Origin of the sequence: Proteus hauseri (assembly GCF_040139125.1) — a bacterium.
Lineage (GTDB): Bacteria > Pseudomonadota > Gammaproteobacteria > Enterobacterales > Enterobacteriaceae > Proteus > Proteus hauseri_B.
Window position 1 is genome coordinate 144,295 of record NZ_JBEEUB010000008.1, and the last position, 24,781, is coordinate 169,075.

General features: G+C 40.2%; 19 protein-coding genes. 13 read left to right on the forward strand and 6 right to left on the reverse strand.

What is annotated here, in order from left to right; translation table 11 throughout:
- The first annotated feature begins 269 nt into the window (after positions 1-269).
- Complete coding sequence (locus ABN099_RS14085; protein ID WP_349464500.1) at positions 270-698, forward strand: hypothetical protein; 429 nt, start codon at positions 270-272, stop codon at positions 696-698.
- 58 nt (positions 699-756) lie between these two features.
- Here ABN099_RS14085 and ABN099_RS14090 read toward each other — a convergent pair whose 3' ends face one another.
- The 6 genes from ABN099_RS14090 to ABN099_RS14115 all read right to left on the reverse strand — a co-directional run bounded on the left by ABN099_RS14090 (position 757) and on the right by ABN099_RS14115 (position 6,589).
- Complete coding sequence (locus tag ABN099_RS14090) at positions 757-1,509, reverse strand: ABC transporter ATP-binding protein (protein WP_349464501.1); 753 nt, start codon at positions 1,507-1,509, stop codon at positions 757-759.
- 34 nt (positions 1,510-1,543) lie between these two features.
- Positions 1,544-2,353, reverse strand: a complete 810-nt coding sequence (locus ABN099_RS14095) for an ABC transporter ATP-binding protein (protein ID WP_349464502.1) — start codon at positions 2,351-2,353, stop codon at positions 1,544-1,546.
- Positions 2,331-3,200 (reverse strand): nickel/cobalt ABC transporter permease, encoded by an 870-nt coding sequence (opp1C, locus tag ABN099_RS14100; RefSeq protein WP_349464503.1) that lies wholly within the window; start codon positions 3,198-3,200, stop codon positions 2,331-2,333. Before opp1C ends, ABN099_RS14095 begins: the two co-directional genes overlap by 23 nt.
- Before the next feature lie 2 nt (positions 3,201-3,202).
- Positions 3,203-4,129, reverse strand: coding sequence for a nickel/cobalt ABC transporter permease (gene opp1B, locus ABN099_RS14105; protein ID WP_349464504.1), 927 nt, complete (start codon positions 4,127-4,129; stop codon positions 3,203-3,205).
- Between the two features lie 80 nt (positions 4,130-4,209).
- Complete coding sequence (gene nikA / locus ABN099_RS14110; RefSeq protein WP_349464505.1) at positions 4,210-5,784, reverse strand: nickel ABC transporter substrate-binding protein; 1,575 nt, start codon at positions 5,782-5,784, stop codon at positions 4,210-4,212.
- Positions 5,785-5,806: 22 nt separating this feature from the next.
- Complete coding sequence (locus tag ABN099_RS14115) at positions 5,807-6,589, reverse strand: class I SAM-dependent methyltransferase (RefSeq protein ID WP_349464506.1); 783 nt, start codon at positions 6,587-6,589, stop codon at positions 5,807-5,809.
- A 440-nt stretch (positions 6,590-7,029) separates the two neighbouring features.
- On the opposite strand from ABN099_RS14115, the gene ABN099_RS14120 reads away from it, so the two are divergent.
- The 12 genes from ABN099_RS14120 (at position 7,030) to ABN099_RS14175 (ending at position 24,773) form a co-directional block, all read left to right on the forward strand.
- Positions 7,030-8,544 (forward strand): vWA domain-containing protein, encoded by a 1,515-nt coding sequence (locus ABN099_RS14120; RefSeq protein ID WP_349464508.1) that lies wholly within the window; start codon positions 7,030-7,032, stop codon positions 8,542-8,544.
- Positions 8,545-9,113: 569 nt separating this feature from the next.
- Complete coding sequence (locus tag ABN099_RS14125; RefSeq protein WP_349464509.1) at positions 9,114-10,598, forward strand: SrfA family protein; 1,485 nt, start codon at positions 9,114-9,116, stop codon at positions 10,596-10,598.
- A 3-nt stretch (positions 10,599-10,601) separates the two neighbouring features.
- The gene (locus ABN099_RS14130) at positions 10,602-13,583 is read left to right on the forward strand and encodes a virulence factor SrfB (protein WP_349464510.1); all 2,982 of its coding nucleotides are present in this window, start codon (positions 10,602-10,604) and stop codon (positions 13,581-13,583) included.
- Entirely contained in the window at positions 13,580-16,297 is a 2,718-nt protein-coding gene (locus tag ABN099_RS14135; RefSeq protein WP_349464511.1) for a putative virulence factor, read from the forward strand. Before ABN099_RS14130 ends, ABN099_RS14135 begins: the two co-directional genes overlap by 4 nt.
- 3 nt (positions 16,298-16,300) lie before the next feature.
- A complete protein-coding gene (locus ABN099_RS14140) occupies positions 16,301-17,311 on the forward strand; it encodes a hypothetical protein (RefSeq protein ID WP_349464512.1) in 1,011 nt (336 codons plus the stop codon).
- 9 nt (positions 17,312-17,320) lie between these two features.
- On the forward strand, positions 17,321-19,318 hold the full coding sequence (locus ABN099_RS14145) for a vWA domain-containing protein (RefSeq protein WP_349464513.1): 1,998 nt from the start codon (positions 17,321-17,323) through the stop codon (positions 19,316-19,318).
- Positions 19,318-20,010 (forward strand): ABC transporter ATP-binding protein, encoded by a 693-nt coding sequence (locus tag ABN099_RS14150; RefSeq protein ID WP_349464514.1) that lies wholly within the window; start codon positions 19,318-19,320, stop codon positions 20,008-20,010. Before ABN099_RS14145 ends, ABN099_RS14150 begins: the two co-directional genes overlap by 1 nt.
- The gene (locus ABN099_RS14155) at positions 19,991-21,226 is read left to right on the forward strand and encodes an ABC transporter permease (protein ID WP_349464516.1); all 1,236 of its coding nucleotides are present in this window, start codon (positions 19,991-19,993) and stop codon (positions 21,224-21,226) included. Before ABN099_RS14150 ends, ABN099_RS14155 begins: the two co-directional genes overlap by 20 nt.
- Positions 21,216-22,772 carry an SUMF1/EgtB/PvdO family nonheme iron enzyme gene (locus ABN099_RS14160; protein ID WP_349464517.1) on the forward strand — a complete coding sequence of 519 codons (1,557 nt, stop codon included), beginning with the start codon at positions 21,216-21,218 and terminating at the stop codon, positions 22,770-22,772. The genes ABN099_RS14155 and ABN099_RS14160 overlap by 11 nt, the downstream gene beginning before the upstream one ends.
- Positions 22,773-22,795: 23 nt before the next feature.
- Positions 22,796-23,479, forward strand: a complete 684-nt coding sequence (locus ABN099_RS14165; RefSeq protein ID WP_349464519.1) for a hypothetical protein — start codon at positions 22,796-22,798, stop codon at positions 23,477-23,479.
- An 11-nt stretch (positions 23,480-23,490) separates the two neighbouring features.
- Entirely contained in the window at positions 23,491-23,979 is a 489-nt protein-coding gene (locus ABN099_RS14170) for a hypothetical protein (protein WP_349464520.1), read from the forward strand.
- A gap of 230 nt (positions 23,980-24,209) precedes the next feature.
- The gene (locus ABN099_RS14175) at positions 24,210-24,773 is read left to right on the forward strand and encodes an Ail/Lom family outer membrane beta-barrel protein (RefSeq protein WP_349464521.1); all 564 of its coding nucleotides are present in this window, start codon (positions 24,210-24,212) and stop codon (positions 24,771-24,773) included.
- Positions 24,774-24,781 lie beyond the last annotated feature (8 nt).

Consider the following 24,781-nt stretch of genomic DNA (forward strand, 5'->3'; position numbering starts at 1 on the left):
GATAGAGACAATATGGAAAATAATAGGTAATAACACTTATTTAAATATTCGGCGAGATAGCTAAATAGCTTATTTAAAACAACCATAACGTAAATTACAAATAATAAGTGTATTTCGAACCAAAGTAATATTAATACTCTATTTTAGCTATTTTTAATAAATTAAAAATAATGGAAAATTAAAATATTTCTTATTGATATCAATTAAAATACGACTACAGTAAATAGCATATTTAACTTAATATCCATTCACTTCTGGAGTATCTTAATATGTTCAAAAAATATATAATCACTTTCTTTTTATTACTGCTTTCAACATCTGCATTCTCAGCAACATTAGCGGAAAAAGAGCAATATCAAAAGTTTGAAGATAATATTCAGTCTCGTGTTGCTTCTCTTAATAAAAGCTGTAATACCAATATTAATGTGGCATTTGATTGGTCTGCATTTACTGCCGATGACCTAAAAACAGCAGGTATTGATGGCTATTGTAGCGAAGGCTTAAAAGGTGTAATCAATGTTTGTGAAAGCTCAAAAGCCGCACAAGAGACCGTAAAAGAGAAAATTCAGAACATCACCTGCACAAAAGCAACACCACGCACTATTGATATCAAAGAAGGCACACTGTTATTTGGCATCGATTTTAATGCCAGCAATGATGCAAAAGCAGTACAAGAACACTTAATGAATAACCTTTAATTGTTTATTTTTCTACGCAATAAAATAGCGATTTTATCTTATTTAAAATCGCTATTTATTAAATCACACTGGCTAAGAGTTGTTTGGAATAATCTTGAGTTACTTGGTTAAGCTGAGTAACGTTACACTGCTCAATCTTTTTTCCCTGTGAAAAAAACATTACGGTATCGCAAAAATATGCCACTGTTTGAATATCATGACTAATAAACAAATAAGACAATTGAAACTCTTCTTTTAATGATTTTAATAGGTCAAGTATCTGCACTTGCGTGGGTAAATCTAAAGAGCTCAACGCTTCATCTAATACAATAAATTGCGGATAAGATGCCAAAGCTCGGCATAAACAGACTCGTTGTGCTTGTCCACCAGAGAGCTCATAAATATATTGGTGATAACAATTTTTGGCTAAACCAACTCGGTCTAATAAAGAAAAAATAAGTGGTTCTAAATCTTGCTTGCTTAGGCTGCCATTTATTATTCGTATTGGCTCGGCAATAATTTCGCCTACCGTTAATGTAGGATTTACTGACGTAGTATAATCTTGAAAAACAATACTAATAATACCTTGGCGATGTAATCTTTGAGTTACTGGCTTATTATTTAAATAGATAGCGCCTTTATCTGGCAACTCTAACCCACTGATCAATCGTGCTAACGTGCTTTTTCCACTGCCACTTTCACCGACTAAACCAAAAGCTTCACCACTGGCAATATTAAAAGAGAGTGAATCAATTACCGTCTTATTTTTACGCCCAAAGAGAGAACTATTTTGTGAATAATACTTACTGATATTCTCCACTCGCAATAACATTGTTTCTCTCCTTCTTTTTAAGTCAAATTTTCTGTTAATACTGACGGGTTAATTGCTTAAATCGTGTTGAAAGCCGCGTTCTCGCCTCAATAAGGTAACGGGTATAATCTTGAGCTGGGTAATTTAATACCTGTGCTTTTTCGCCATATTCCACGACTCTCCCCTCTCTCATAACCAAAATATCATCAGCAATTTCATTGACTAATCCCAAGTCATGGGAAATAAAAATAAGTGTCGATTTTTGTATCTCAATCACTTTCTGAAGTAATTGCAAAATTTCTCGTCGAAGAGGAGCATCCAGTGCCGTTGTCGGCTCATCAGCAATTAATAGCTTGGGCGATAAAGCTAATGCTATTGCTATCATAACCCGTTGTAATTGCCCGCCACTTAATTGGTGGGGATAAGCACACATAATAGTTTGATATTGTGTCGGAAAAACATGAGATAATGCAGAACTGACTTGCTCTATTGCCTGCTTTTTATTTAATGAGAAATGATAAATAAGCGTTTGGCTAAACTGTTTACTAATGGTCATTAGCGGATCAAAAGCACTCATACCATTTTGCACAATCACACCTAACGAAGTCCCCAATAAAGCACGACGCTCAAGTGAAGATTGATGCTCAATCGGTTTTCCCTCAAAACAGATTTCACCTGAAAATTGCAATGTTTCTGGTAATAACCCCATAATGACTTTGCTAATAAGGCTTTTTCCGCTGCCACTTTCACCGACAATGGCTAGAGTACGACCTTGATATACAGAGAAGGAAACCTCTTCAATCAGCCTTTTTTCTGAGTTTTTCAGTGTTACTGAGATTGAATTAAGCGTCAGTAAGTTGTTCATCTTTTTTTCCTACTGACTGGCGATTGTCGGGATCAAACACATCACGTAAAAAATCACCCCAGAAATTAAATGCAGTGACCACAACGGTTATCGCAATGCCTGCTGGTAACATCTGTTCAGGGTGCAATATCATCACGTTTTTGGCTTCACTCAGCATATTTCCCCATTCTGGCGTTGGCGGTTGTACACCTAACCCCAGAAAGGAGAGTGCGGAGATCATTAAAATCACACTACCAATATCCGTTGAAGCTAAAACAATCGTTTCAGCCAAGGTAACAGGCAGCAAATGGCGACGTAGAATATGCGTTGAAGGGGCGCCAATTACGCGTGCGTAAGCAATATAATTACGATGAGAATATTGACGCACCACACCACGGATCATTCTGGCATACCATGCCCACTTCACTAAAATGACGGCAAGTAAAATATTGCCAATTCCGGGTCCTATAATACCCACTAATGCCAGGATCATTATCTCGGCAGGAAATGACAACACCACATCACATAATCGCATAATTAAAGCGTCTGTTTTGCCATGAAAAAATCCGGCTAACATCCCCATTAACCAACCAATCATTAAGGTGACACTCATCGCCAATAAGGCGTAAAAAACGGTAGTGCGAATACCAAATAATAAGCGAGAAAAAATGCAACGCCCTAAATTGTCAGTACCTAATGGATAATGAATACTGTTTGGCTGAAATTTTAAACGTATCGAGGTCAATGTAGGATCATGAGGGGCAATCCAAGGTGCAAATATCCCCGCAAATATAACGATAATGATGACGAAAAAGCACAGCTGAGCACTTTTATCTTGAGAAAGTCGCTGCCAAAAAAGTTGCCACATAATTATTTCCTCAACCGAGGATCAGCAGTAATTTGAATAACATCCATCAAAAAATTAAAAAAGAGAAACAGCAAAGACATCAGTAAAATATAGGCTTGTATCATAGGATAATCACGACCAAATATGGCGCTAATACAAAGACGCCCAACACCAGGCCATGCAAATATATTTTCAATAACCACGGTCCCTGCTATTAATTTAGGAATACTCATACCCAGCGCAGTTAATGAAGAGTAGAGCGAATTTCGTAATATATGGCGACGTAAAATCAGATTATCAGGTAATCCCCTCGCCCTTGCATAAAATACATAAGGTTGATGCCATTGGTTTAGCATCGCCCCCCGTAATAGCCGTAAATATGTGCCGATATAACCTAACGCCAGTGCTAATGCGGGCAAAATCACCGATTGTGGTGACAACATTCCACTCACGGGTAACCAATCTAAATAGACAGCAACACCCCAAATCAATAAAAGCCCTAGCCAATAATTAGGGATAGCCGTTAAAACAAAAACCACAAAGCGAATGCTTTTATCAGCAACACTTTTTGGCTTAGCAACACACCATAAAGCCAAAGGGAGTGCCAGAATAATGGTAAAGAATAAGGCGGTTGAAGCTAGCCACAATGTTGGCGGTAATGCACTTAGCATCTCTTGAACAACAGGGGTTCGAGTTAGAAAAGAAGTACCAAAATCGAGCTGTAAGCCCGCCGCTAGCCATAAGAAATAACGAGTGAAAAAAGGCTTATCAAGACCTAACTCTTGGCGCATTCCCTCTATTGCTTCAGGTGTAGGGACAATTTCATTAATGCGTAAAGCGACTTCCGCTGGATCTGACGGTGCAAGATTCAGCAAAATAAAGGCAATAAATGAGATAACTAATACCAGCGGAATTATCGCCAGTAGACGCCAGAATATATAACGCAGCATAGTTTTTAGTGAGTGTGACAGCCAATTTGTGCTGCCACACTGGTTAAGTTAAATAACCTATTTTTATAATTACTTAAAAGTTAAGGTTTAAACCGCATTTTCTCAAACGGTATTTCATATTGTGACGGATTAAAGCCAACATTTTCTAATTCACTACGATGAATAGCCTTAGTACGCGAATAAGTTAATGGGATATAAACCGCTTCATCCGCCAATGTAGTAAATAAGGTTTTATAAAGCGCCTGACGTCGAGTTTCATCAGGTGTAATAAGTAATTCACCAATCATGGCATCAATTTGAGCTTTATTTGCCAATCCTTTTTGCCCTTGATAATCGGCGTGAGCCGGAATTCTAAATGATGAAACAAATGATGCGGGATCATAAGGCGTACCCCATGAAAGCGAATATTGTAAATCGAAATCACCATTTTTTTGTCTATCTAAAAAGGCTTGTTTCTCTTCGCCTAATACCGTTAAACCAACACCAATTTTCTTAAAGTCATCTTGAATAAGCTCTGCTATCTCTTTTTCAATGGCGTTATTTACATTGTAAGAGAGCAATAATTGCAGTTTTTGCCCCTGTTTTTCGCGGATGGTTGCCCCTTTTGGTAACACCCAACCATCAGCCTCTAGCAATATTGCCGCTTTTTGTGTTTCGTAGGTATAGATTGGTGAATCAAAATCACAATAAGGTACACTGCGCGCCATTAAAGTATCCGCTACTTTCTCGCTACCCGCTAAAATACCTTGTGCAATTCCCTCTTTATCTACCGCATATTGCAATGCTTGGCGTACTTTTTGGCTAGAGGTGATTGCACGACTGCTGTTTAACACTAAAGCACGAGAAGCTATTGGTGCACTCATTTGTGTTTTAAATTTATCTGAACTCATTAATGCTTCAAAAGAGTCCATATCTAACATGTCACCATCAGCGCCAAAAATAAGCTGAATATCGCCTTTTTGTAGCGATAACAACATGGTTTGTCTATCGGGAATAACGCGCCATACAACGCCATTTAATACGGGTTTTTCACCCCAATAGTTTGGATTCACTTTAAACTGGGCATATTGATCTTTTTTGTGTTCTGTTAATACCCAAGGACCTGTACCAACATAGTTGCTTACCCCTGTTTTCGTCTTACCATCAATAAACGATGTTGGCGAGATAAAGCGGAAAGGTCGCGTTAAACCTAGTTCAGTTAATGTTGGATAGTAGGGATTTTTTAGCTTTAGTTTTACGGTGAATTCATCGACAACATCAACGCTATCGATTTGGCGCACTAACTCTAACCACGCATGACGCTCATAGTTATCTAATACTGCGTCCATATTAAGTTTTACTGCTTGTGCATTAAAGGGTTCGCCATCGCTAAATGTCACATCATGACGTAAGAAAAAAGTATAGGTTTTGCCATCCGGCGAAATATCCCAACGCTGCGCTAAATAAGGTGCAACGCCTTTATCGGTATTCAATACTAAAGATTCAAATACCATATTTTGCGCTGCCATCTCCCCTGAATAGAGGTGCGGATTAATATCACGAATATCTTTTGTGCTGGCGTAATCGAGCATATTATTGCTTTTATCTGCTAATGCAGGAAAGGCACATGCCAACGTTAATAATAGCGTTGGGATCACTGAAAATAAGGGCTTCACACTCATCTCCTTCTCTGTCTTATTAAACTATTTTCTGTTTTTGTGCATGGATCATAAACATCGGTGTCGAGCCATAATTAATCTTTTCTTCTTTATCCCAGACTAAATCACCAATATTGATATCCACCATATAACGACTAAATCCAATATCCAGTAAGGTATTAATATCCCATTGAGGACGCTTAATTTTGCTTAAAGGTAATTGACGTGCAATTCTTTCCATCTCTTTGGTATCGGTATTTACATAGTGGTCTGCAACTTGTTGGTTTGCCGCTTGTTCTCTATCAGCAAGAAAACCTTGCCAGTAATTTTCATCAAAAAGATGTAAGTACCAATTGGCGTCAAAATTAATTAAACTACCGCCTGGTTTAAGCACACGAAACCACTCTTGATACGCCTCTTTTGGTGCTTTTAAATTCCAGGTCACATTACGACTTACCACTAAATCAAATTGTTGATTAGCAAAAGGAAGTTTCTGTACATCACCACGTACAAATTGAATATTAGCATTGTGGTGTGCGGCATTATTTTTTGCCTCAAGTAACATGCCCTGAGTCGCATCAATTGCCGTTACTTCATGCCCAGATAACGCTAATAAAATGGCAAAAAATCCAGGACCTGTCCCAATATCTAATACCTTTAAGGCTTCACCTTCTTTAACATGACTGAGCAGTAAATGACGCCATTTTTGCTGCTTTTCACTGAGCAATTCCTGTTGATTGGACTCACTATAGCTTTCGGCTCTGATATTCCAGTAACGGGTAACATCGTTCAATAATTGGCTCTTGTTTATATTATTCGTCATTAGAAACCTGCTGTTGTATCAACGTAAGGAGAGGAATTTGTTCCCCAAAAAAGAGGATTTGGCTATTTTTAGTGTGGCTAACATACCTTGTAACCTCAGCATGCTCTATGTGCTATATCAATGAACATTAGTTATCAATTAAGGCTTATAGTTGGCTTGCTTTCATATCAATACTTAATAACTCGCCATCCTAAGATGGAGTCAGATAAGTAAGCAAATAGATTATGTGCAGAGAAAGCGGATTGCGAAGATATAGTAATAATTTGCGCGAATTCTTAAATAAAAAAGAGAATAAAACCTAAAGTGGCTTTTTAGCGCATAGTCTGAAAGATGAATGCGTTAATTTTACCTTTTTTATAAACGCGTTATAGTCAATAATCTCTATAGATCATACTATCCATTATTAAACAAATATAGCCGTAGAATAAGGCTCTTTAAATATGAATCGAATATCACGATTAACGGCTGATATAACACGCGCCGATTTTGCCTTAACCCATCAACAGCAATTACTTCAATTGCTGACACAACATTTTCCGATTAAATATCGCACTCTTTTTGCGACGCCTGAGAAAAAATCAGACGATGTGATTGAATGGTATAGTGCTGTTTCAGGAAATCCTGTTGCCTTAGCTTCATTGCAAGGACAAGAGCAACAAGAGATAAGACGTATTTTAGATGAACGCCTTAATGACATTAAAACGCAAACTGCGTTATTAGCGTCACAAAGTAGAATTACAGATAAAGAGCGTCATCTTTTAGATACCGCATCTACCTTGCCAGATACTGACAGTGTATATGTAATTAATGGTCAACCGGTTATTACATGGTGGCCAAGAACAACCCCATTACCACCACCGATAGCACAAGTCACTGCCGGTGCTTCTGCGGCTGCCGCAGGGGCTGCACTTGCCGATATTCCAGCCAAAACCCGTAGCCGTTGGTTACGCTGGTTATTGTTATTTTTATTCCTACTCTTCTTACTGTTATTAGCCTCTTGGTTAAAAGGCTGTTTTGATCCTAAAGCGGTTCCTCCTGTGGTTGAAGAAACACCGCAAGTGGTGACACCACCCGAACCAAAACCTGAACCTATTCCTGAACCAGAACCAATACCAGAGCCAGTTCCTGAGCCAGTGCCTGAACCAGTACCAGAGCCTAAACCTGAACCTAAACCCGAACCTAAACCCGTTGTGCCACCCAAAAAACTGACTCCGTTAGAAGCGTGTGTCCAAGATGAGCTGAAAAAAACCGGCGTAACAGAAAAAACAGCGAATACGACCTGTCAAAATCGTTTAGCAAATAAGATTAAACAGATGTGCCCATCTGAGCGCCCTGCTGAATTGGCACCGCAAGTAATTTTAATCTTTGACGCTTCTGGTTCGATGGCATTGAACATGGATCTAACAGAGGATGATTTAGACTTTATTGCCACTACAGGTAAATTATTTGCCGGTTATGATGCTGAACCTCGTCGTATCACCGTTGCTAGAAATGCAGCAACGAAAATCATTAACAGTATTCCCTCAGATATGAGCATCACCACCGTGGTGGCATCTGATTGTGGCGTAGTAAAATCCAGTCCGGCTTATGGCGGCAATGAACGCGCCAAACTCCTTAGCTATATCAAACGTATCGAACCTGATAGCGGTACACCTTTAGCGGAGTCAATTAAACGGGCTGGCTCTTTAATTAAAAGCAATAATCGAGACACACTTATTGTGTTGTTATCAGACGGCTTAGAGTCTTGCGACCAAGATCCTTGTGCCGCGGCGAGTGCATTAAAACGCGCGCATCCTCGTGCAGTGATTAATGTGGTCGATATTCTAGGCACAGGTGCGGGTAACTGTGTTGCTAAAGCGACAGGCGGTCGCGTCTTTACCGCTCGTAATGCGAATGAAGTTAACTTAATGATGAGAAAAGCAATTGATGACTATATTCCAAAGAATTGTCGATAATAATTGATAACATTCGCTAATATTTTCTTAGCCTTCTTTTAGCTAATAAATTGAGGGCTAATTTTTTTCTATTACTAATATATGTAGAGTGAATCAGTTATCAATCCAATTAAGGCTACTACTTATTTTTACCCTTTACTCATGTTTTGAATATCTTTAACATGATTAAAAATAAGGGTATTTTGTGATTATTATCACACTAGTCTTATATTACCCACCGACTATTCTGTTCTATTTTGTATTAATTTGACCCAGTTGCGTTATTTTTTAATGAAAAAAGTAATATATCGGTGAATTACCCCATATATTTAAGAAAATATAGCGCAATATGTGATGTCACTCTCTTATTATCAATTATCTCATTTCAATATTCGCCATTCTTATCAAGAAAAACTAAAATCTCTTTAATAATAAACAGTTAGTTATTGTTAAATAATCCGATAGATAGACACCCAATTTCTGATAATATAAAATGCATTCAAATTATATATGTATATTTTTAGCCTTAAAGCCTATTTACGGATAAGCCAACTTACCCATAGATATTCTTACCTAGCGGAATGATCGTCGTGAATAAAGCATTCTTACGAAGTGGTAAATTAGAAAGTTACCTCCCAATGGGGGAAAATGGACAGGCTGTTTATATCTCTGCATTACAGCTGCGTGAAACACTCCGTTTAAGAGGAAAAGCGCATATTTCTCAATGCCTCGCCATTCCTCAACCCAATGAAACCGGAGAGCGTATTGACTGGTATTCGCCAATCGATGGCTCAGTTATTCCTTGGTCTGCAGCATCAGAAGAAGAGCGTATATCGGCTTATGAGATATTAAAGCAAAATCAAGCTGACTTACTTGCCTTTAGCGAAAAAGAGCAGCAAAAAACAGACAATAAAGAGAGCCAATTATTTGGTGCCTTACTCAGCAAAACAATTCAGTTTCCCGATGAAAACCATGTTTTTATTGTTAATGGACAGCCTGTTATCACCTTTTGGGGTTTTGTTAGTGCTAATCAGGTCTTAAGAGTCGACCCTGTCGCTTGTCTTAAACCTGCGGTTGCAACGCCTTTACAGCCTGCTGCGGCAATCATTCCTCCAGTACAAGAACCTCAAATTATCACTGAAAGAAAACGTCCTTGGTGGCGTTTTTTATGGTGGCTACTTCCTTTATTGCTCATCTTGCTCGCTATCTTATTTCTACGCGGCTGTTTCTCAACTCCCTCGCTGCCATCAGTGAATATCAATACCCCAACGATTGAGAAACCGACACTACCCGATCCCACATTAGAAAAACCACAAGAGCCGACAGTTATCACTAATGGACATAAAGTGACTGTTCCGACAGGCACCATTACCACTGGAGCAAACAGTGTAGTGGGTGGTGTTGATGCAAATGGACTCGCCATTGATGGCGCTACTGATTCAGGTGCTGGCGTTGATCCTAATACAGGCTTACCTTTAGTTGAGCCTTCAGCAGATAACAACCAAGCGACATCGCCAGAAGGCGCACAACAGCCAGAGTTGCCACCCGTTGATCCCTCTGCGCAAAACGAACAGCCTAAAACGGATGATGGCAAAGGCAAGGGTAACGAAAACAGCGGCACTGAAAATAATAACGCAAATAATCAGGAACAACCTTTACCTCCTGATGTCACACCACCAGCAAGTGCTAATAACACCACCCCGCTGACAATTCCAGCCAGTGCTCTCGCCAATGGTTCGACAGACTTTTTAAATGGTCAATGGCGCGCTGGTGCGGGTATCCAAGATCAAAAAACAGGGAAACCGTTAAGCCTAGACTACCAATTAGATAACGGTAAAGGACAAGTCGTGATGACGCGTAGTGATGGCGTAACTTGTAAAGCGCCAGTTAATGCCGCCGTCAATCAAGGTGGGCTAAATATTAATAATCAAGGTCAGGCAAATTGTAGTGATGGCTCTAATTATTTAATGCCAAATATTGTCTGCCAACCAGGAAGTCAAAATATCGCTGATTGCCAAGGGAAATATGACAACAGCCAGCCATTCCCATTATCAATGAAGCGGGAGAATAAATAATTCATGTTAGCGCCACTGACCGATTATAAAGATAAAATTACCCTTATCCGTGACAGTAATATTCAGTTTCTGGATTTTGGCTTTACACTCGCACAGCGTAAAGAGTACGGTGAATTTGTTAAAAAAGGCGAAAACGGCCCGTTAATGCGACTCATCTATAATGAGCGTGATGATAACTACCTTTACCCAGCGCCAAAAAATCAACCTCAAACCCCAAGAGAGGCAGAATTTAGCTTTTCACTTGAAGAATCTCTGCATCTATTAAATGAAACTTGGCTGCCTGTACCTTTTTTCCGTTTTAATCCACCTAGAGCCTTCTCTCAAGGTCCTGATAACTGGGTTAGAATGATGTTCCATCAACTACCAGAAGCGGATGAAGATGGTCACACACATCGCATCGTAGTGGCATTTGATACTCGTATTGAACCGAATAGAAGTAATACCGCTTACCTCGCGCCTAATGAAGAAGATATTCGCTCAGGCGTTGCTTTCGCCCTTGCCTATTTAGGCTATGAAGTTGAAAACTTTCTTGAAACACCGTGGATTGATGGCTGGTTAAAAGAAGTCTTTAGCGAAAAAGCGCTAACCGTCAGTAAGATGTATCATGATGAATTAGAAGACGCGCTAAAAGAGTTTCAACATCAAGCGCACTATCTTAATTTACTCAATATCTTAGGCGAAAAGATCCGCCTACCTGAGATAAAAATTAATGAGACAAAAGCACAAGAACCCGCGATTGAAGTAGACCTTATTCTTGATGTGGGGAACTCTCGTACTTGTGGGATTTTAATCGAAGATCATATCAACGATAACAAAGGGCTAACGCAACTTTATGAAATGACACTGCGTGATTTAAATCGCCCTTATCAAATCTATAACGAGCCTTTTGAAAGTCGTGTTGAATTTGCTCAAGCTGATTTTGGTAAACAAGATTTCTCGGTAAGCAGTGGTCGTAACAATGCCTTTATGTGGCCAACCATAGGTCGTGTAGGTCCTGAAGCCAATCGTATGGCAGCACAACGCTTAGGTACTGAAGGCTCAACCGGTATTTCAAGCCCTAAACGTTATTTATGGGATGATTCACCTTATTCTCCGGGCTGGCGTTTTAGTCACTCTTTCGGTCAAACCGACAGAGAACCCTTAGCGACCGCAGTACCTATGACGTATCTGTTAAATGATTACGGTGAACCGCTGTTTCGCTTAGAAGCAGATGATAGAATGCCCGTTTTCACGCCTAACTATACCCGTAGTTCATTAATGACGATGATGCTAACCGAAGTGTTAGCACAAGCATTAACACAGATGAATAGCCCAGCTCAGCGTCTGAAAATGAGCCACGCAAGTGCACCTCGTCAATTGCGTAATATCATTTTAACCATTCCGCCTGCGATGCCAAAACCAGAACGCGCCATTTTTGAAACCTGCATGGAAAATGCATTAGGTTTAATTTGGAAAGCGATGAATTGGGATCCAACCGATGAAAAACTGCGTTTTGATGGTAAAGATGAACAATGCCGTCCGCCATTACCAAAAATTCACGTTAAATGGGATGAAGCCACTTGTGGTCAGCTGGTTTATCTTTATAACGAAACTCAAATTAAATTTGGTGAACGTACTGAAGCCTTTTTTGCCAGCCAAGTCCGTGAAGATAACCGCTTATTAACGGGTGATAACACTCTAAAAATTGCCTCCATTGATATTGGCGGCGGGACAACTGACCTCGTTATCACACGCTATAAACTCGATACTGGCACAGGTAGCAACGTTAAAATTATTCCAACACAACTATTCCGTGAAGGATTTAAAATTGCTGGTGATGATATTTTATTAGATATCATTCAAATCTGTGTATTACCTGCGCTACGTACTGCATTAACTGATGCGGGCATTTCTGATGCTGATGCATTGATGTCATCACTCTTTGGTAGTGAAGGATTAGATGCTGGTCAGCAAGTCTTACGCCAACAGCTTACACTGCAAATCTTCAGCCCAATTGGGTTACGTATTCTCAGCCAATATGAGAACTATGACCCTCTGGTTCCTCATGAAGGCATTAACAGTACCTTTGGCGAACTACTCGCGGTTCAACCTACTGAACATGTCCGTCGTTATATTGATGATGCCGCAAACAAAGAGCTAGGCGGTGGTGATGCATTCTCTATTTTAAATGTACCGGTGCAAATTAACTTTGCTCAGCTGCATGCAGAATTTATTTCTGGTGAACGTATCAATATCACTCGTAGCTTAAAAGCATTATGTGAAGTGCTCTATTACTACTCTTGTGATGTTTTATTACTGACAGGTCGTCCATCTCGTTTACCGGGTATTCAAGCGCTATTTAAAGTGTTACAGCCTGTACCGCCATCACGCATCTTGCCACTGCATGGCTATAAAACGGGTGGTTGGTATCCGTTTAATAAGAAAGGGCGTATTGATGACCCAAAATCGACTGCCGCAGTAGGTGCCATGTTGTGTTTAATGGCTGAGAATGCACGCTTACTCAACTTCTACTTCTCAACAGGTAACTTTAAAACCTATTCAACAGTACGTTACTTGGGAATGTTGGATAACAACAACACTATCTCTGATAACGATGTTTATTATCGTGATATTCAAGATAAGTTTGAGCCCGATCCTGATACCTACTTTGAAGCCAGAGGCGGTATTCGCTTAGGTTTCCGACAGTTAGATAATGCTCGTTGGCCCGCATCACCACTTTACACGTTGCGTATTAAGAGCCAAAAACTAGCACAGCAATTAAGCCAAGAAAACAGCGTACTGCATATCAAGCTAGGTACTGAAAGGGGGGCATCTAGCCATGAAAATGATGACAGCAAATCAGAAAAATTACGCATTGAAGAGGTCAGCATTACTAACGGTAGAGCAACCAAGAACGAATTAAGTTTTAAACTCAATACGTTAGCAGATAGTGGCATTGGTGAAACATCCTATTGGCTAGATAGCGGGAGTGTATTAGGTAAATGAATATGAATGATGAAAAACAGTTAACCGCTAAGTGGGATGCAATTTATCAAGGCGCAGGTAAAGCTATCGATTGGGTAACCGCAGTGAGAGGTAATGCGCCTCGCTTAAATACCGAGGCCGATAGCCTGATTTATCGCCTACGTCGCAGCCGTAATATGGCAAAAAACTTGTCATTAGCGACCCAACGCCCAATGTCTGTGGGCTTTTTTGGCTTATCTCAAGCAGGTAAATCTTACCTAATTTCAGCATTAGCTGCGGGTGCAGATGGTCGTCTTAAAACCAGTATGTCTGGCAAGACACTTGATTTTATTGACCATATTAACCCCCCTGGTGGCGGTAAAGAAGCCACAGGGCTAGTCACTCGCTTTAGCCGTAAAGCCACTAAAGGCACACAAGATTACCCTGTTGAGCTACATCTTTTCAGTGAAATCGAAATTATCAAAATTCTCGCCAATGCTTACCTGTATGATTTTAATCAGGAAAAAATTGATTTTGAGTTAGATGAAGACAAAGTTTCACGCTTAATCACTACATTAAGTACTCAGCGTAATGCAACACCTGTTGCAGGTATTACCCATGATGATGTTGTCTCGCTATGGGACTATTTACAACGCCATGCTGAGAAAAGCCAAAAGAAACTGGCAACAACATTTTGGCCTAAAGCGATAGAATTAGCGCCTTATCTCACCATTGCGCAGCGTGCAAAGCTGTTTGCCGTATTGTGGGGTGAAATTGATGAACTTACCGCTGCTTATCAACGTTTTAGCACCACATTAAGCCAACTGGGTCATGCGCCATTAGTGTTAGCACCACTGTCTGCATTAGTAAAAGAGCAAGACGGTATTTTGGTACAAAATGACAGTATTATGAACGTAGATATGTTAGAGCGTCTTAATACTGAAAACGATAGCCAAATTAGCGTTTGTCCTGTTCATACTGATAGAACTGATGCCCCCGTTAGACTCTCATTAGCAGAGCTAACCGCATTAACTGTTGAGTTAGTAGTACCGCTGTTAGATGCACCAAGTAAAGTGCTATTTGAACAAGTAGAACTGCTTGATTTTCCGGGTTATCGCGGTCGTTTAGGTGTTGAAACTATGGATGATGTACGTCGTCAAGTTAATGACGATAGTGCTAACCCACTGGCTCAGCTTATTTTACGTGGCAAAGTCGCCTACCTTTTTGAGCGCTACACCGATAACCAAGAGATGAACGTATTGGTTGTTTGTACGGCATCAAACAAACAATCTGACGTAAAAGAAGTCGGTGGCGTATTAACAGAATGGATCCACAATACCCAAGGTAAAGATGCTCAGACTCGTGCCAAGCGCCCTTCAGGCTTAATTTGGGCGATGACAATGTTTGATATGCGTATCACCAACTCACTCACTATGAATGAAGCGCTGCTGCGTCAATCATGGGGTAAGGGTGGCATGATCAAAATGGCAATGTTAGAGCGTTTTGGTCAATATCCGTGGATGTCCGACTGGGTTAATGGCGACGCCTTTAATAACACCTTCTTGGTGCGTAAACCGGGTGTTCCTACGCCATTTATTCAAATCAGTAATGGTAAAGAGACTGTCTTAAACGATGACAGTGTTTCACAGTTACGTCTGATGAAAAAAACCTTTGCTGAAGATGAAACGGTTCAACGTTACATTCAACAGCCAGACCAAGCTTGGGATGCGATGTTATCGCTTAATGATGGCGGTATGCAGCGCCTTGCTGACTATCTTGAAACCGTCGCCCTTAAATCGCTAAAACTAGAACGAATTAACGAGCAATTACAAGAAGTACAGCGTGACTTAATTGGTCATCATCTTGAAAAATGGTATCAATCTGGTGGCGAAGAAGAGCTACTGGTAAAACGCCGTAATGCAGAAACCATTTTACGTTTTATGCAAAGCCGCCCTTATCTTCAAGGTGCACTACTCGATTATCTTCTTCCTCCACGTAAAGCGCTTTACGACTTGTATATGCAAGAAAAAGAGGTGCTTGATACTTTAAATAGTGCAGATAAAAAGCAAGCATCGCCCGCACCTGTTTCTGCCTTTGCCGCAATGGAACAACCTACGTTCGATTTGCTTGGTGACGCGCCAATTTCATTAGTCCCACAAGAAGATGAAGCGCCAAAAGGACACGGTAATGAAGTTGCGTATCCACGTAAAGTGATGGCGCTATGGATAAACCATCTGCGTAGCTTACCGGATAACAGTACGTTATTGAGTTATTTGGGTATTGATCAAGAGATCATGGTGTTACTTGTGGATGAGTTAATCACCGCAATTAATCGCCTTGGTGTTGAACAACGCATGTTGAAAACCCTTGCTGGCACGGAAGCTATTGCTCGTCGTGATGACTTAGCAGAGCAGCAATCTTCTCGTGTTCATAATGTACTGGGTGATTTTATTACTTGGTTTAATTTCAAAGATATGGGTGCTGAGCGCCCTGATAGCAAAATTAATACAGGTCATAAAATCTTTGAAAAACCAGACAGTAACAGCGTGCAGTGGGGTAACGATGAACGCTTAGTTCGTTTACCAACCACACCTGTTAACTACACCTTTTTGTTTGTATTTGACTGGCTTATCGCTCTATCAGCAATTATTACAGAGAATGCGGGACATTCTGCTGGTAGAGAAATCAGTGCTGAACAAAACGCACTATTAGGTCAAATTATTCAAACCATGAAATCCTCTGTCGTGGAGTCATAATTCGTGTTTAATCCAGAGTTAAAACCCGTACAACCTGCTCGTCCTGGCTTTGCGGTATTAAGTATTCGTAATTGGGAAGGTGAAGCTTCCCCTGTTTATTTAAGCATTCAACGTAACCAAGACCGCTACTTTTTAAACGATCAAGGTGAATGGGTCGGTAATGCCTTTTTCCACCAGCTTTCTCTTGAAGAGAGCGATGAAGGTTATCAAATCGTTCTTGATAAAACCTTAGTCGATCCCCTCGTTAGTAATTTACAAATGGCGTATCAATTTACGTTAAAAGACGATAACGAAACCCAAGATATTGGTCGCTTACGTATTCGTGATGGTGTGTTAGCGTCACAAGCACAAGGGCAAAGTGAGTCATTAAAATCAACAGCAACCTTAAATCAGCAAGAGATCCCTCCTGCTCCTGTTGTTGAAAAAACTCCCGAACCTGAGCCAATAAAAGCACCTGAGCCTATTGTTGAACCAGAACCGATTATTCCTGAAATAACAGCGGATGAACCGCCTCGTCGCCCAGCACCTACGCCTAAAAAATCAAGAAATGGGCTTATTTTCGCCATTATCTTAATTCTTATTTTAGCAGGCGTATTAACATGGTTCTTTTTACTACGCGGTAATCCCGCAGGAGAACCGGCTCCAGAACCAACGCCAGAACCGTCAACACCTGCGGTTTGTAGTGTTGAAAATATGCAAACAGGCAGTGCTCTGGCATTTGTTCAAAGCTGTCTACAAAGTCAGCCTGATAGCAAAACGATTATCGCCACCATTGAACAAGCTAAACAGAATAAACAGTGTGATATAGCCCAGCGTTTATATGCCTATAAAGCACAGTCAGGGGATATTGAAATCGCACTAAATTACGCCCGTGAATACGACCCAACAACAGCGTCTTCACAAGGCTGTTTTAATGCGGATAAAGAAACCGCTATTTATTGGTATGAAGCCGTGTTAAATCACGACTCACAAAATAGCGAAGCAAAAACACGTCTTGAAGCACTGAAAAAATAGGAAAATCTGATGAAAAAAGCGCATTGGCTCACGCTTATTCTCAGTAGCTTAATACTAACAGCACCAGTCAGTGCTGAAGAGAAAAAGCCACTGTTACAAGATGGAAAAAAGACACTGTATCAACGTGTATTAACCTATCCAGGTTGCCAAATAGCAGATGCAGTCGGTAAAGCGGGCAAAGAACAACCTGCATTTAGTCGTTTTTATGTTTATCAACGACAAAAACAAGGTGCAAATGAGTGGCTACAAGTAGGACCTGATAGCTTAGGTCATGTCAGTGGCTGGATGAATGCAAGCTGTACAGCAGAATGGAAAATGCAGTTAACGCTCGCATTTACTAACCCAGCGGGTCGTAACCCTATGCTGTTTTTTAAAGAGAAACAGACCTTAGAGGGCTTATTAGATAGCGCCGATCCTAAAAAACAGTATCAACCCTTCTTAACTGATATTAAAAACCAAAAAGTTAATCCGGCAATTTTGGCAAAAGAGCCTGATTATATGATTGATCAGAAAAGTAATTTTTATCTGTTACCTGTTTTAGGCTCGGATGAAGTCTTTACTGATGCAGGCTATAAGGTACGTGTATTAAATGTGGCGTCTGTCTCTTCACAAACGAAAGACAGCAAAGAAGCGCAAAATACCAATGCAAACAAAACCAAACCAGCCTCGCCAGATGATGCTAATACCGAAAATATGATGCAAGGCTTCTCTGCCGCAGTGGTGTTTGTTATCGACTCGACAATCTCAATGGACCCTTACATTGATAGAACCAAAGAAGCAATTCAAAAGGTTTATACTCAAGTTGAAAAAGACAACATGCTTGATAAGGTAAAATTTGGTTTAGTGGCATTTCGCTCTAATATCAAAGCAGTACCCGCATTAGAATATGACAGCAAAATGTTTGTTAATCCTAATGATGTAAAAGATGGCCCTGATTTTCTCAATAAAGTAAAAGAGTTGCGCCAAGCGAAGGTCTCAAGTAGTCGTTTTGATGAAGATGCTTATGCAGGTGTAATGCAAGCGTTAGATGATGTGGATTGGACTCGCTTTGGTGCCCGTTATGTTATTTTAATCACTGATGCTGGCGCATTAACAGCTAATGACCCACTTTCATCAACAAAATTAGATGCTGAGCAAATTCGCCAAGAAGCTGCTTATCGTGGTGTGGCACTCTACACTTTGCACTTAAAAACACCTTCTGGTGCTAAAAACCATGCTTCTGCGCAAGCTCAATATGAAGCATTAACGCTCAATCCATTCCTACACAAATCACTTTACTACCCGATTAATTCAGGGGATGTAAATAACTTTGGCAAAATGGTTGATAGCTTAGCAACGGCAGTTACCACACAAATTCAGACCGCCTATCGTGGTGAAGCTACCGTGGGTAGTGCATTAAATGCCGATCCTACTTATAGCAAAGATAAAGAGACTAACACGTTATTAAACGATGCTCATGACCTTGGTTATGCCATGCGTTTAGCCTATTTAGGTGAAAAACAAGGTACGAAAGCGCCACCTGTCTTTAAAGCATGGATTAGTGATCGCGATTTATTACAGCAAAATATCCCAACAACAGAAGTTCAGGTTCTACTGACTAAAAGTGAGTTGAGTGATTTAAGTGATGTAATGAAGAAAATCGTTAATGCCGCCAATGAAGGGCTGATTTCACCTGATAATATGTTTGCTGATTTACGCTCTATTGCGGCAACCATGGGTAATGATCCTAATCAGATTAAACAAGGTTCAGCAACCAAGCTCGGTGAAATGGGTCTATTAGGTGAGTATGTTGAAAACCTACCTTATCTTAGTGAAGTATTGGGCTTAGATGAAGAGACATGGAAAAGCTGGGACGGTCTTGAGCAAGAGAAATTTATCCGCCGACTAAATACTAAGTTGCAATACTATCAACGTTATAACGAAGATGTAGATCGTTGGATATCCCTTGCACCGCAAAGCGATCCTCGCGATCACGTTTATCCAGTCCCACTGGAAAACTTGCCTTAATGATCCAGATTGAAGGTATGGCAATTACGCGTGGTAATGCGCAACACGGCTTTCGTGTTGCGCTTCCTTCATTGACCCTTGAAAAAGGCGAAATTGGTGCGCTAACGGGATTAAGTGGTTGTGGTAAAAGCACCTTATTAGAGATGATAGGGCTTATTTTACGCCCAGATGAACTCCATCATTTTCAATTAGGTGATGACCTTCCGATCACACAAGCTGTATTAAATAGCCAACAGACACAACTCTCTTCATTACGCGCCGAAAAACTTGGATTTATGCTACAAAATGGCGGATTACTGCCTTTTTTGAGTGTCATGCAAAATATCCAATTGCCACGAAAAATGTTGGGCTTAACACCGCATTCTCAATGGCTTGATCACGCTATCGACCATTTACAGTTACGCCCTTTGCTTAATCGTTTACCTCGTCAACTCTCTATTGGTGAGCGACAACGCGCCGCGTTTATTCGTGCTATCGCTCATGAACCTGCACTATTACTGGCAGATGAACCCACCGCAGCGCTAGATCCTCATAATGCACAAGCACTGTACGCGTTAATTGTTGAGATGGTAAAACAGCTCGATATCTCAGCATTGGTCGTTAGTCACGACTGGTCTTTGGTTGAGCGCTTTGGTTTTAGCCATTATCACGCTCAATTAGAAGGAGGCGGCAGTGTCTTTATCAAACAATAATGTGACACCCAATCGCCTTGGATTACTTAGCGCATTAGCGTGGCGTGATCTGCTTTATGATCGCAAAGTGGCACTCTGTATTGTTTTCTCACTTGTTTCGGTTATTGCGCCACTGTTACTCCTCTTTGGCTTAAAAAACGGCATTGTGACGCAGCTTCATCACCAGTTACTCAATGACCCACGTAACCTTGAAATTCGTATGTTGGGTAATGGTAATTACCCACAATCGTGGTTTGATAACATTGCGCAAAAAGAAGAAGTCCGTTTTGTTATTCCGCTCACTCGTAGCTTAAATACACAAGCCGACCTTGTTATTGATGGACAGCATTTTATTGATAATGCTGAAATTATTCCGACAGCTAACCATGATCCGCTACTTGAGGGTGTTGCTATTCCTCAAGATGCCGACACCTTAGTGTTATCAGCCAGTGCAGCACAAAAATTACAGGCTAATATCGGTGATAAAGTACGTCTATTTATCAGCCGTAAACTTAATGGTGTGAATGAACGCGCTAAACGTCATTTTACGGTTGGAGCCATTATCAGTGATAGCAAATTTCCAAGAGCAGCAGCGTTTGTCTCCCTTGATGTATTAGTCGCCATGGAAGATTATCGCGATGGTTACCAAGCTCCCCTTTTCGCTATTAATGAGGGAGTAACAGCAAAACCTCGCACGCAATTTGCCAAAGCAAGGCTTTATGCCACTGATTTAGAGGCTATCGCCCCCTTAGATAACTGGTTTGCACAACAGCATATCGATGTAATAACGCAAAAGAGCCAAATTGACTCCGTTAAAGCCATTAGTTATGTGCTTAATGTGATTTTTTCGGTGATTGCATGGGTCTCTTTACTGGGTTGTGTGGCATCACTTATTGGCGCTTTTCTTGCCAATATTGACCGTAAACGTAAAGACATGGCGGTATTGCGACTATTAGGTTTTCGTCAGTTTGCTGTTTCGTTATATATCGTGTTGCAAGCCCTGCTATTAACCAGTATCGCCTTTATATTGGCGCTGGTGCTTTACGGTATTGGTAGCCATCTATTTACCACGTTATTAGGTACTCATCTTCCTGAGCAGGCATTTGTTTGCCAGTTAACATTTTGGGATTTATTGATAGCGATGTGCAGTGCACTGTTAGTGGCATTAGTTGTTGCTGGCATTGGTGCATTACGCGCTGTCTCTATTCAACCTGCGGAGAGCTTACGTGAAATTTAATTTATCACTACTCACTTTATCATTCACGCTGTTATCTAGCAGTTTTACTGTCTCTGCGGCGTGGGATGACAAGTTTGTTAATCCAAAACCACTGCCTGATGATGTGATATTGCCCTTTCCTTGTGAAGGTACGATGGTCTTTCGCCAAGTGGCGGTTCCACTCAGTCAGCCGTTACAAGATTACAGCGTGACATTAGGGCAAGAAGGTGATGAATGGGGATATTTAGAACAATCACGCGCTGAGCATATTGCAGGTAGTTTCCCGCTTAAAACGAAAGAGAAAGGACGCTACTATCTACTGGCTAAATATCCGGTCACTGATTTGCAATTTAACGCCATGCAAAGCGCGATAAATGGTAAAGAGTGCCCAACTGCATCGAATAAACTGCGTTTACCTAAAGTGAATGTCAGTTGGTATGAAGCGATGCAATTTGCCGATCAATATAACCAGTGGTTAAGAAGCAAACACCCAGAGGCATTACCTGTTGAAGATGGCGCTAAAGGTTTTGCCCGTTTACCAACAGAAACAGAGTGGGAATTTGCCGCTCGTGGTGGCTTAAAAGTATCAGCTTCAGAATTTCGTGATACCCGTTTCCCAATGCCAGAAGGGACTAAAAATTATATCTGGTCAGCAGGAAGCCAATCCGCTAACGGCTCTTTACAGCTTACAGGGCTGCTATCGCCAAATCCGCTGGGATTACACGATATGCTAGGTAATGCGGCTGAAATGATGTTTGAGCCTTTTAGACTCAATAAACTTGACCGCTTACATGGTCAAGCGGGTGGCTTTATTGTGCGAGGCGGAAGTTATTTAACGCCAGAAAGCGATATGCGCAGTTCATGGCGACAAGAAGAGCCTTATTACACCAATACCGGTGCCAATAAAAATAAATACACGGGTTTTCGTTTAGCGATTGTTGCACCCGCATTAACCTCTAGAGACAAAATAAAAGAGATTGAAAAAGAGTGGCAACAGCTTGGTAATGAAAAACCGGCAGACAATAAATCAAAAACCAATAGTGATAGCTCTATTAACAGTCTGAACACGTTATCAACGCAGGTTCAAGATGAAGCACTTAAAAAACAATTAGCAGAGCTAAAAAATACATTACGCGCGAATGCTCAACTGCGTGATGAACAACGTGACCAAGCGATCCGCACTTCATTACAGTTAGGTGCTTTTTTATGTACCAAATTAAAAGATGATGGTGAGTTTTATGATCGCCTTATTGCGCTTCATGAAAAAAACTGCCCGGCTGGCACAAAGGACGCCACTTGTGAGCGACGCCAAGAGCAAGTTAACGAACATAAAAAAACACTCGATTTTGTCGTCAGTTATTACGCTGACACTTTGGTGGATATGGCAACAACCTACGATGCATCGCTAGTGAAGCCTCAGGTTGATGTTGTCCGTCAACTCATGGAAGCAAGAGGAAAATCAAATTTAAATTCGTATCTTTCAACATATATGCAAGGGCTTCAAGGATATTGGACAAACGGCAAGGTTTCACGGAACGAATGGCTTGAAGCATGCAAAAAACAATAACATTGACTTGAGATAGGTGTGAAATGAAAAAGCGATTAATGGCAGTACTTGGCTTAAGTACTGTGTTGGTCTTATCTGGATGTCAAAGCAATAATGGCGCGGATCCTCGTATCACCAATAATAGCGATATGGAATTTTTTAGTAAGTCTGGTATTACGGCTTGTGCTGGAGGTGCTGCCATTGGTGCTCTGGGTTGCTTAGTATCAAATACCGATAACAAAGGCGCATGTATGCTCATCGCGGCTGTTGCTGGCTGTGGTGTGGGTATTGGTGCCAACGCGTACTTAGACAATAAGCGTAAAGATTACGCGTCTAACGAAGAGATGCTTAATTCTATGATTGCTGATATTAAGAAAGAGAATCAGCGTCTACAAAGTGCCTCTAATGCCGCAAGAGCCGTTATTGCTGATGATAAAAAAGCATTAGCTAAAATTGAACAAGATATGAAACAGCAGCGCTTAAATAAAGACGCAGCTGAAAAACAATTAAAAGGTATCGATGCCAATATTGCCGCTTTACGTACCCGTTTATCTGATATGAAAAAACGTGAAGCAGAATGGCGAGATATTGCGGTTAAAAGTCGTGATGATGGAATTAAAACTGCACAACTTGATAAACAAATCAATGGGATGAAACAGCAAGTTAACTCTTTACAAGAAGAGTTAGATAGCCTTTACTCTCAACGAACTGCAATAAGACTTAGTTAAAAAGGATGATAATGAAACGTTTACCTCTCTCCCTAGTTGGCATGACACTACTTTTAAGTGGCTGTGTAACAAATCCCGCTGATTGCGACCCGACAACAGGTGATGTCAGTATTATTACAAAATTTAATTGTAATTATTCAGGCACTTATGATAATCGCATAGAGCAGAAAAAAGCTATCTTAGGTAATGAGCAAGCATTAAATACTGAGTTTAAAGCAGTACTTGCTGCTATCGAGAAAGAGAAACAGCAAAGTAATGCTGATTTAAAAACACAACAAGCTAACCAACGCGCCTTAAACCAATCAATGAATAATTTGCTAAGTCAAATTCGCCAAAAAACCAAAGGCCAAAGTGATATTCAAAAACAAATTGATGATATTGATAAAAGAATGAAAGCTGTACAAAACAATCCATCAAAATCAGTGATGGAAAAACAGCTTGAATTAGAAGGCTTACAAAATAAAGTTCTCGATTTACAAAGCGACTTAGGGCTGAAGTAAAACGATGAATAGCTCTCCATTAATTTTGGAGAGCTATTATTAATTTCATAAAAAACCAATTAATATATAACTAATAAAAATAATAAAACTAACCAAATGATAATATAATAATTTTATTTTTATAAAAAAAACATATTCTATTTCATGTGTCCTTTTTAATACCAAAAAAAATCATCTCATTATTATAATCCCACGTCTTTTACTACTAACTAATAAAAGGGATATAACAAATGAGAAAACAATTATTATCAGCTTTATTTATCACTAGCATTATTTCAATTCCAACAGTTCAAGCACATGATGATATCAAATTAGGTAAATCAACTCTTTCAGCGGGTTATGCACAAATCAAGCCTGAAGGACAAAACCCTATGCATGGTGGTTCTATTTCCTTTCGCCAAGAGTTAAATCAACAATTCGGCCTTGTTGTAACTGGAACATATGCTCAAAAAGAGTATGACTTTGATAAACCCGCCAAAGAAATTTTAAAGAATGTTGATACTCGTTATTACTCTGTTATGGCTGGTCCTACTTTACGTTTAAATGATTTTATTAGTGTTTATGGTACTGCGGGTATTAGTCAAATCCAGATGAAAAACATTCATGGAAAAGATATTAAACAAGAAAAAATCAAGAAAAATGCATTTAGTTGGGGTGCTGGTTTAATGATTAATCCTGTAGAGATGGTCTCTATTTCTATTGGTTATGAAAATAGTCGTTATAAAATTAAACAGATTAGTGATAATCGAATGGTAGTAGATGGTTTTGTTGCAAATATTGGCTATCGCTTTTAATATAAAAA

Bases quoted from the DNA above. Each gene is read 5' to 3' on its own strand.
- ABN099_RS14165 (WP_349464519.1), top strand. From the start codon at position 22,796: ATGAAAAAGCGATTAATGGCAGTACTTGGCTTAAGTACTGTGTTGGTC.
- ABN099_RS14145 (WP_349464513.1), top strand. From the start codon at position 17,321: ATGAAAAAAGCGCATTGGCTCACGCTTATTCTCAGTAGCTTAATACTA.
- ABN099_RS14150 (WP_349464514.1), top strand. From the start codon at position 19,318: ATGATCCAGATTGAAGGTATGGCAATTACGCGTGGTAATGCGCAACAC.
- ABN099_RS14175 (WP_349464521.1), top strand. From the start codon at position 24,210: ATGAGAAAACAATTATTATCAGCTTTATTTATCACTAGCATTATTTCA.
- ABN099_RS14135 (WP_349464511.1), top strand. From the start codon at position 13,580: ATGAATATGAATGATGAAAAACAGTTAACCGCTAAGTGGGATGCAATT.
- ABN099_RS14120 (WP_349464508.1), top strand. From the start codon at position 7,030: ATGAATCGAATATCACGATTAACGGCTGATATAACACGCGCCGATTTT.
- ABN099_RS14170 (WP_349464520.1), top strand. From the start codon at position 23,491: ATGAAACGTTTACCTCTCTCCCTAGTTGGCATGACACTACTTTTAAGT.
- opp1B (WP_349464504.1), bottom strand. From the start codon at position 4,129: ATGCTGCGTTATATATTCTGGCGTCTACTGGCGATAATTCCGCTGGTA.
- opp1C (WP_349464503.1), bottom strand. From the start codon at position 3,200: ATGTGGCAACTTTTTTGGCAGCGACTTTCTCAAGATAAAAGTGCTCAG.
- ABN099_RS14090 (WP_349464501.1), bottom strand. From the start codon at position 1,509: ATGTTATTGCGAGTGGAGAATATCAGTAAGTATTATTCACAAAATAGT.
- ABN099_RS14115 (WP_349464506.1), bottom strand. From the start codon at position 6,589: ATGACGAATAATATAAACAAGAGCCAATTATTGAACGATGTTACCCGT.
- ABN099_RS14095 (WP_349464502.1), bottom strand. From the start codon at position 2,353: ATGAACAACTTACTGACGCTTAATTCAATCTCAGTAACACTGAAAAAC.
- ABN099_RS14130 (WP_349464510.1), top strand. From the start codon at position 10,602: ATGTTAGCGCCACTGACCGATTATAAAGATAAAATTACCCTTATCCGT.
- ABN099_RS14085 (WP_349464500.1), top strand. From the start codon at position 270: ATGTTCAAAAAATATATAATCACTTTCTTTTTATTACTGCTTTCAACA.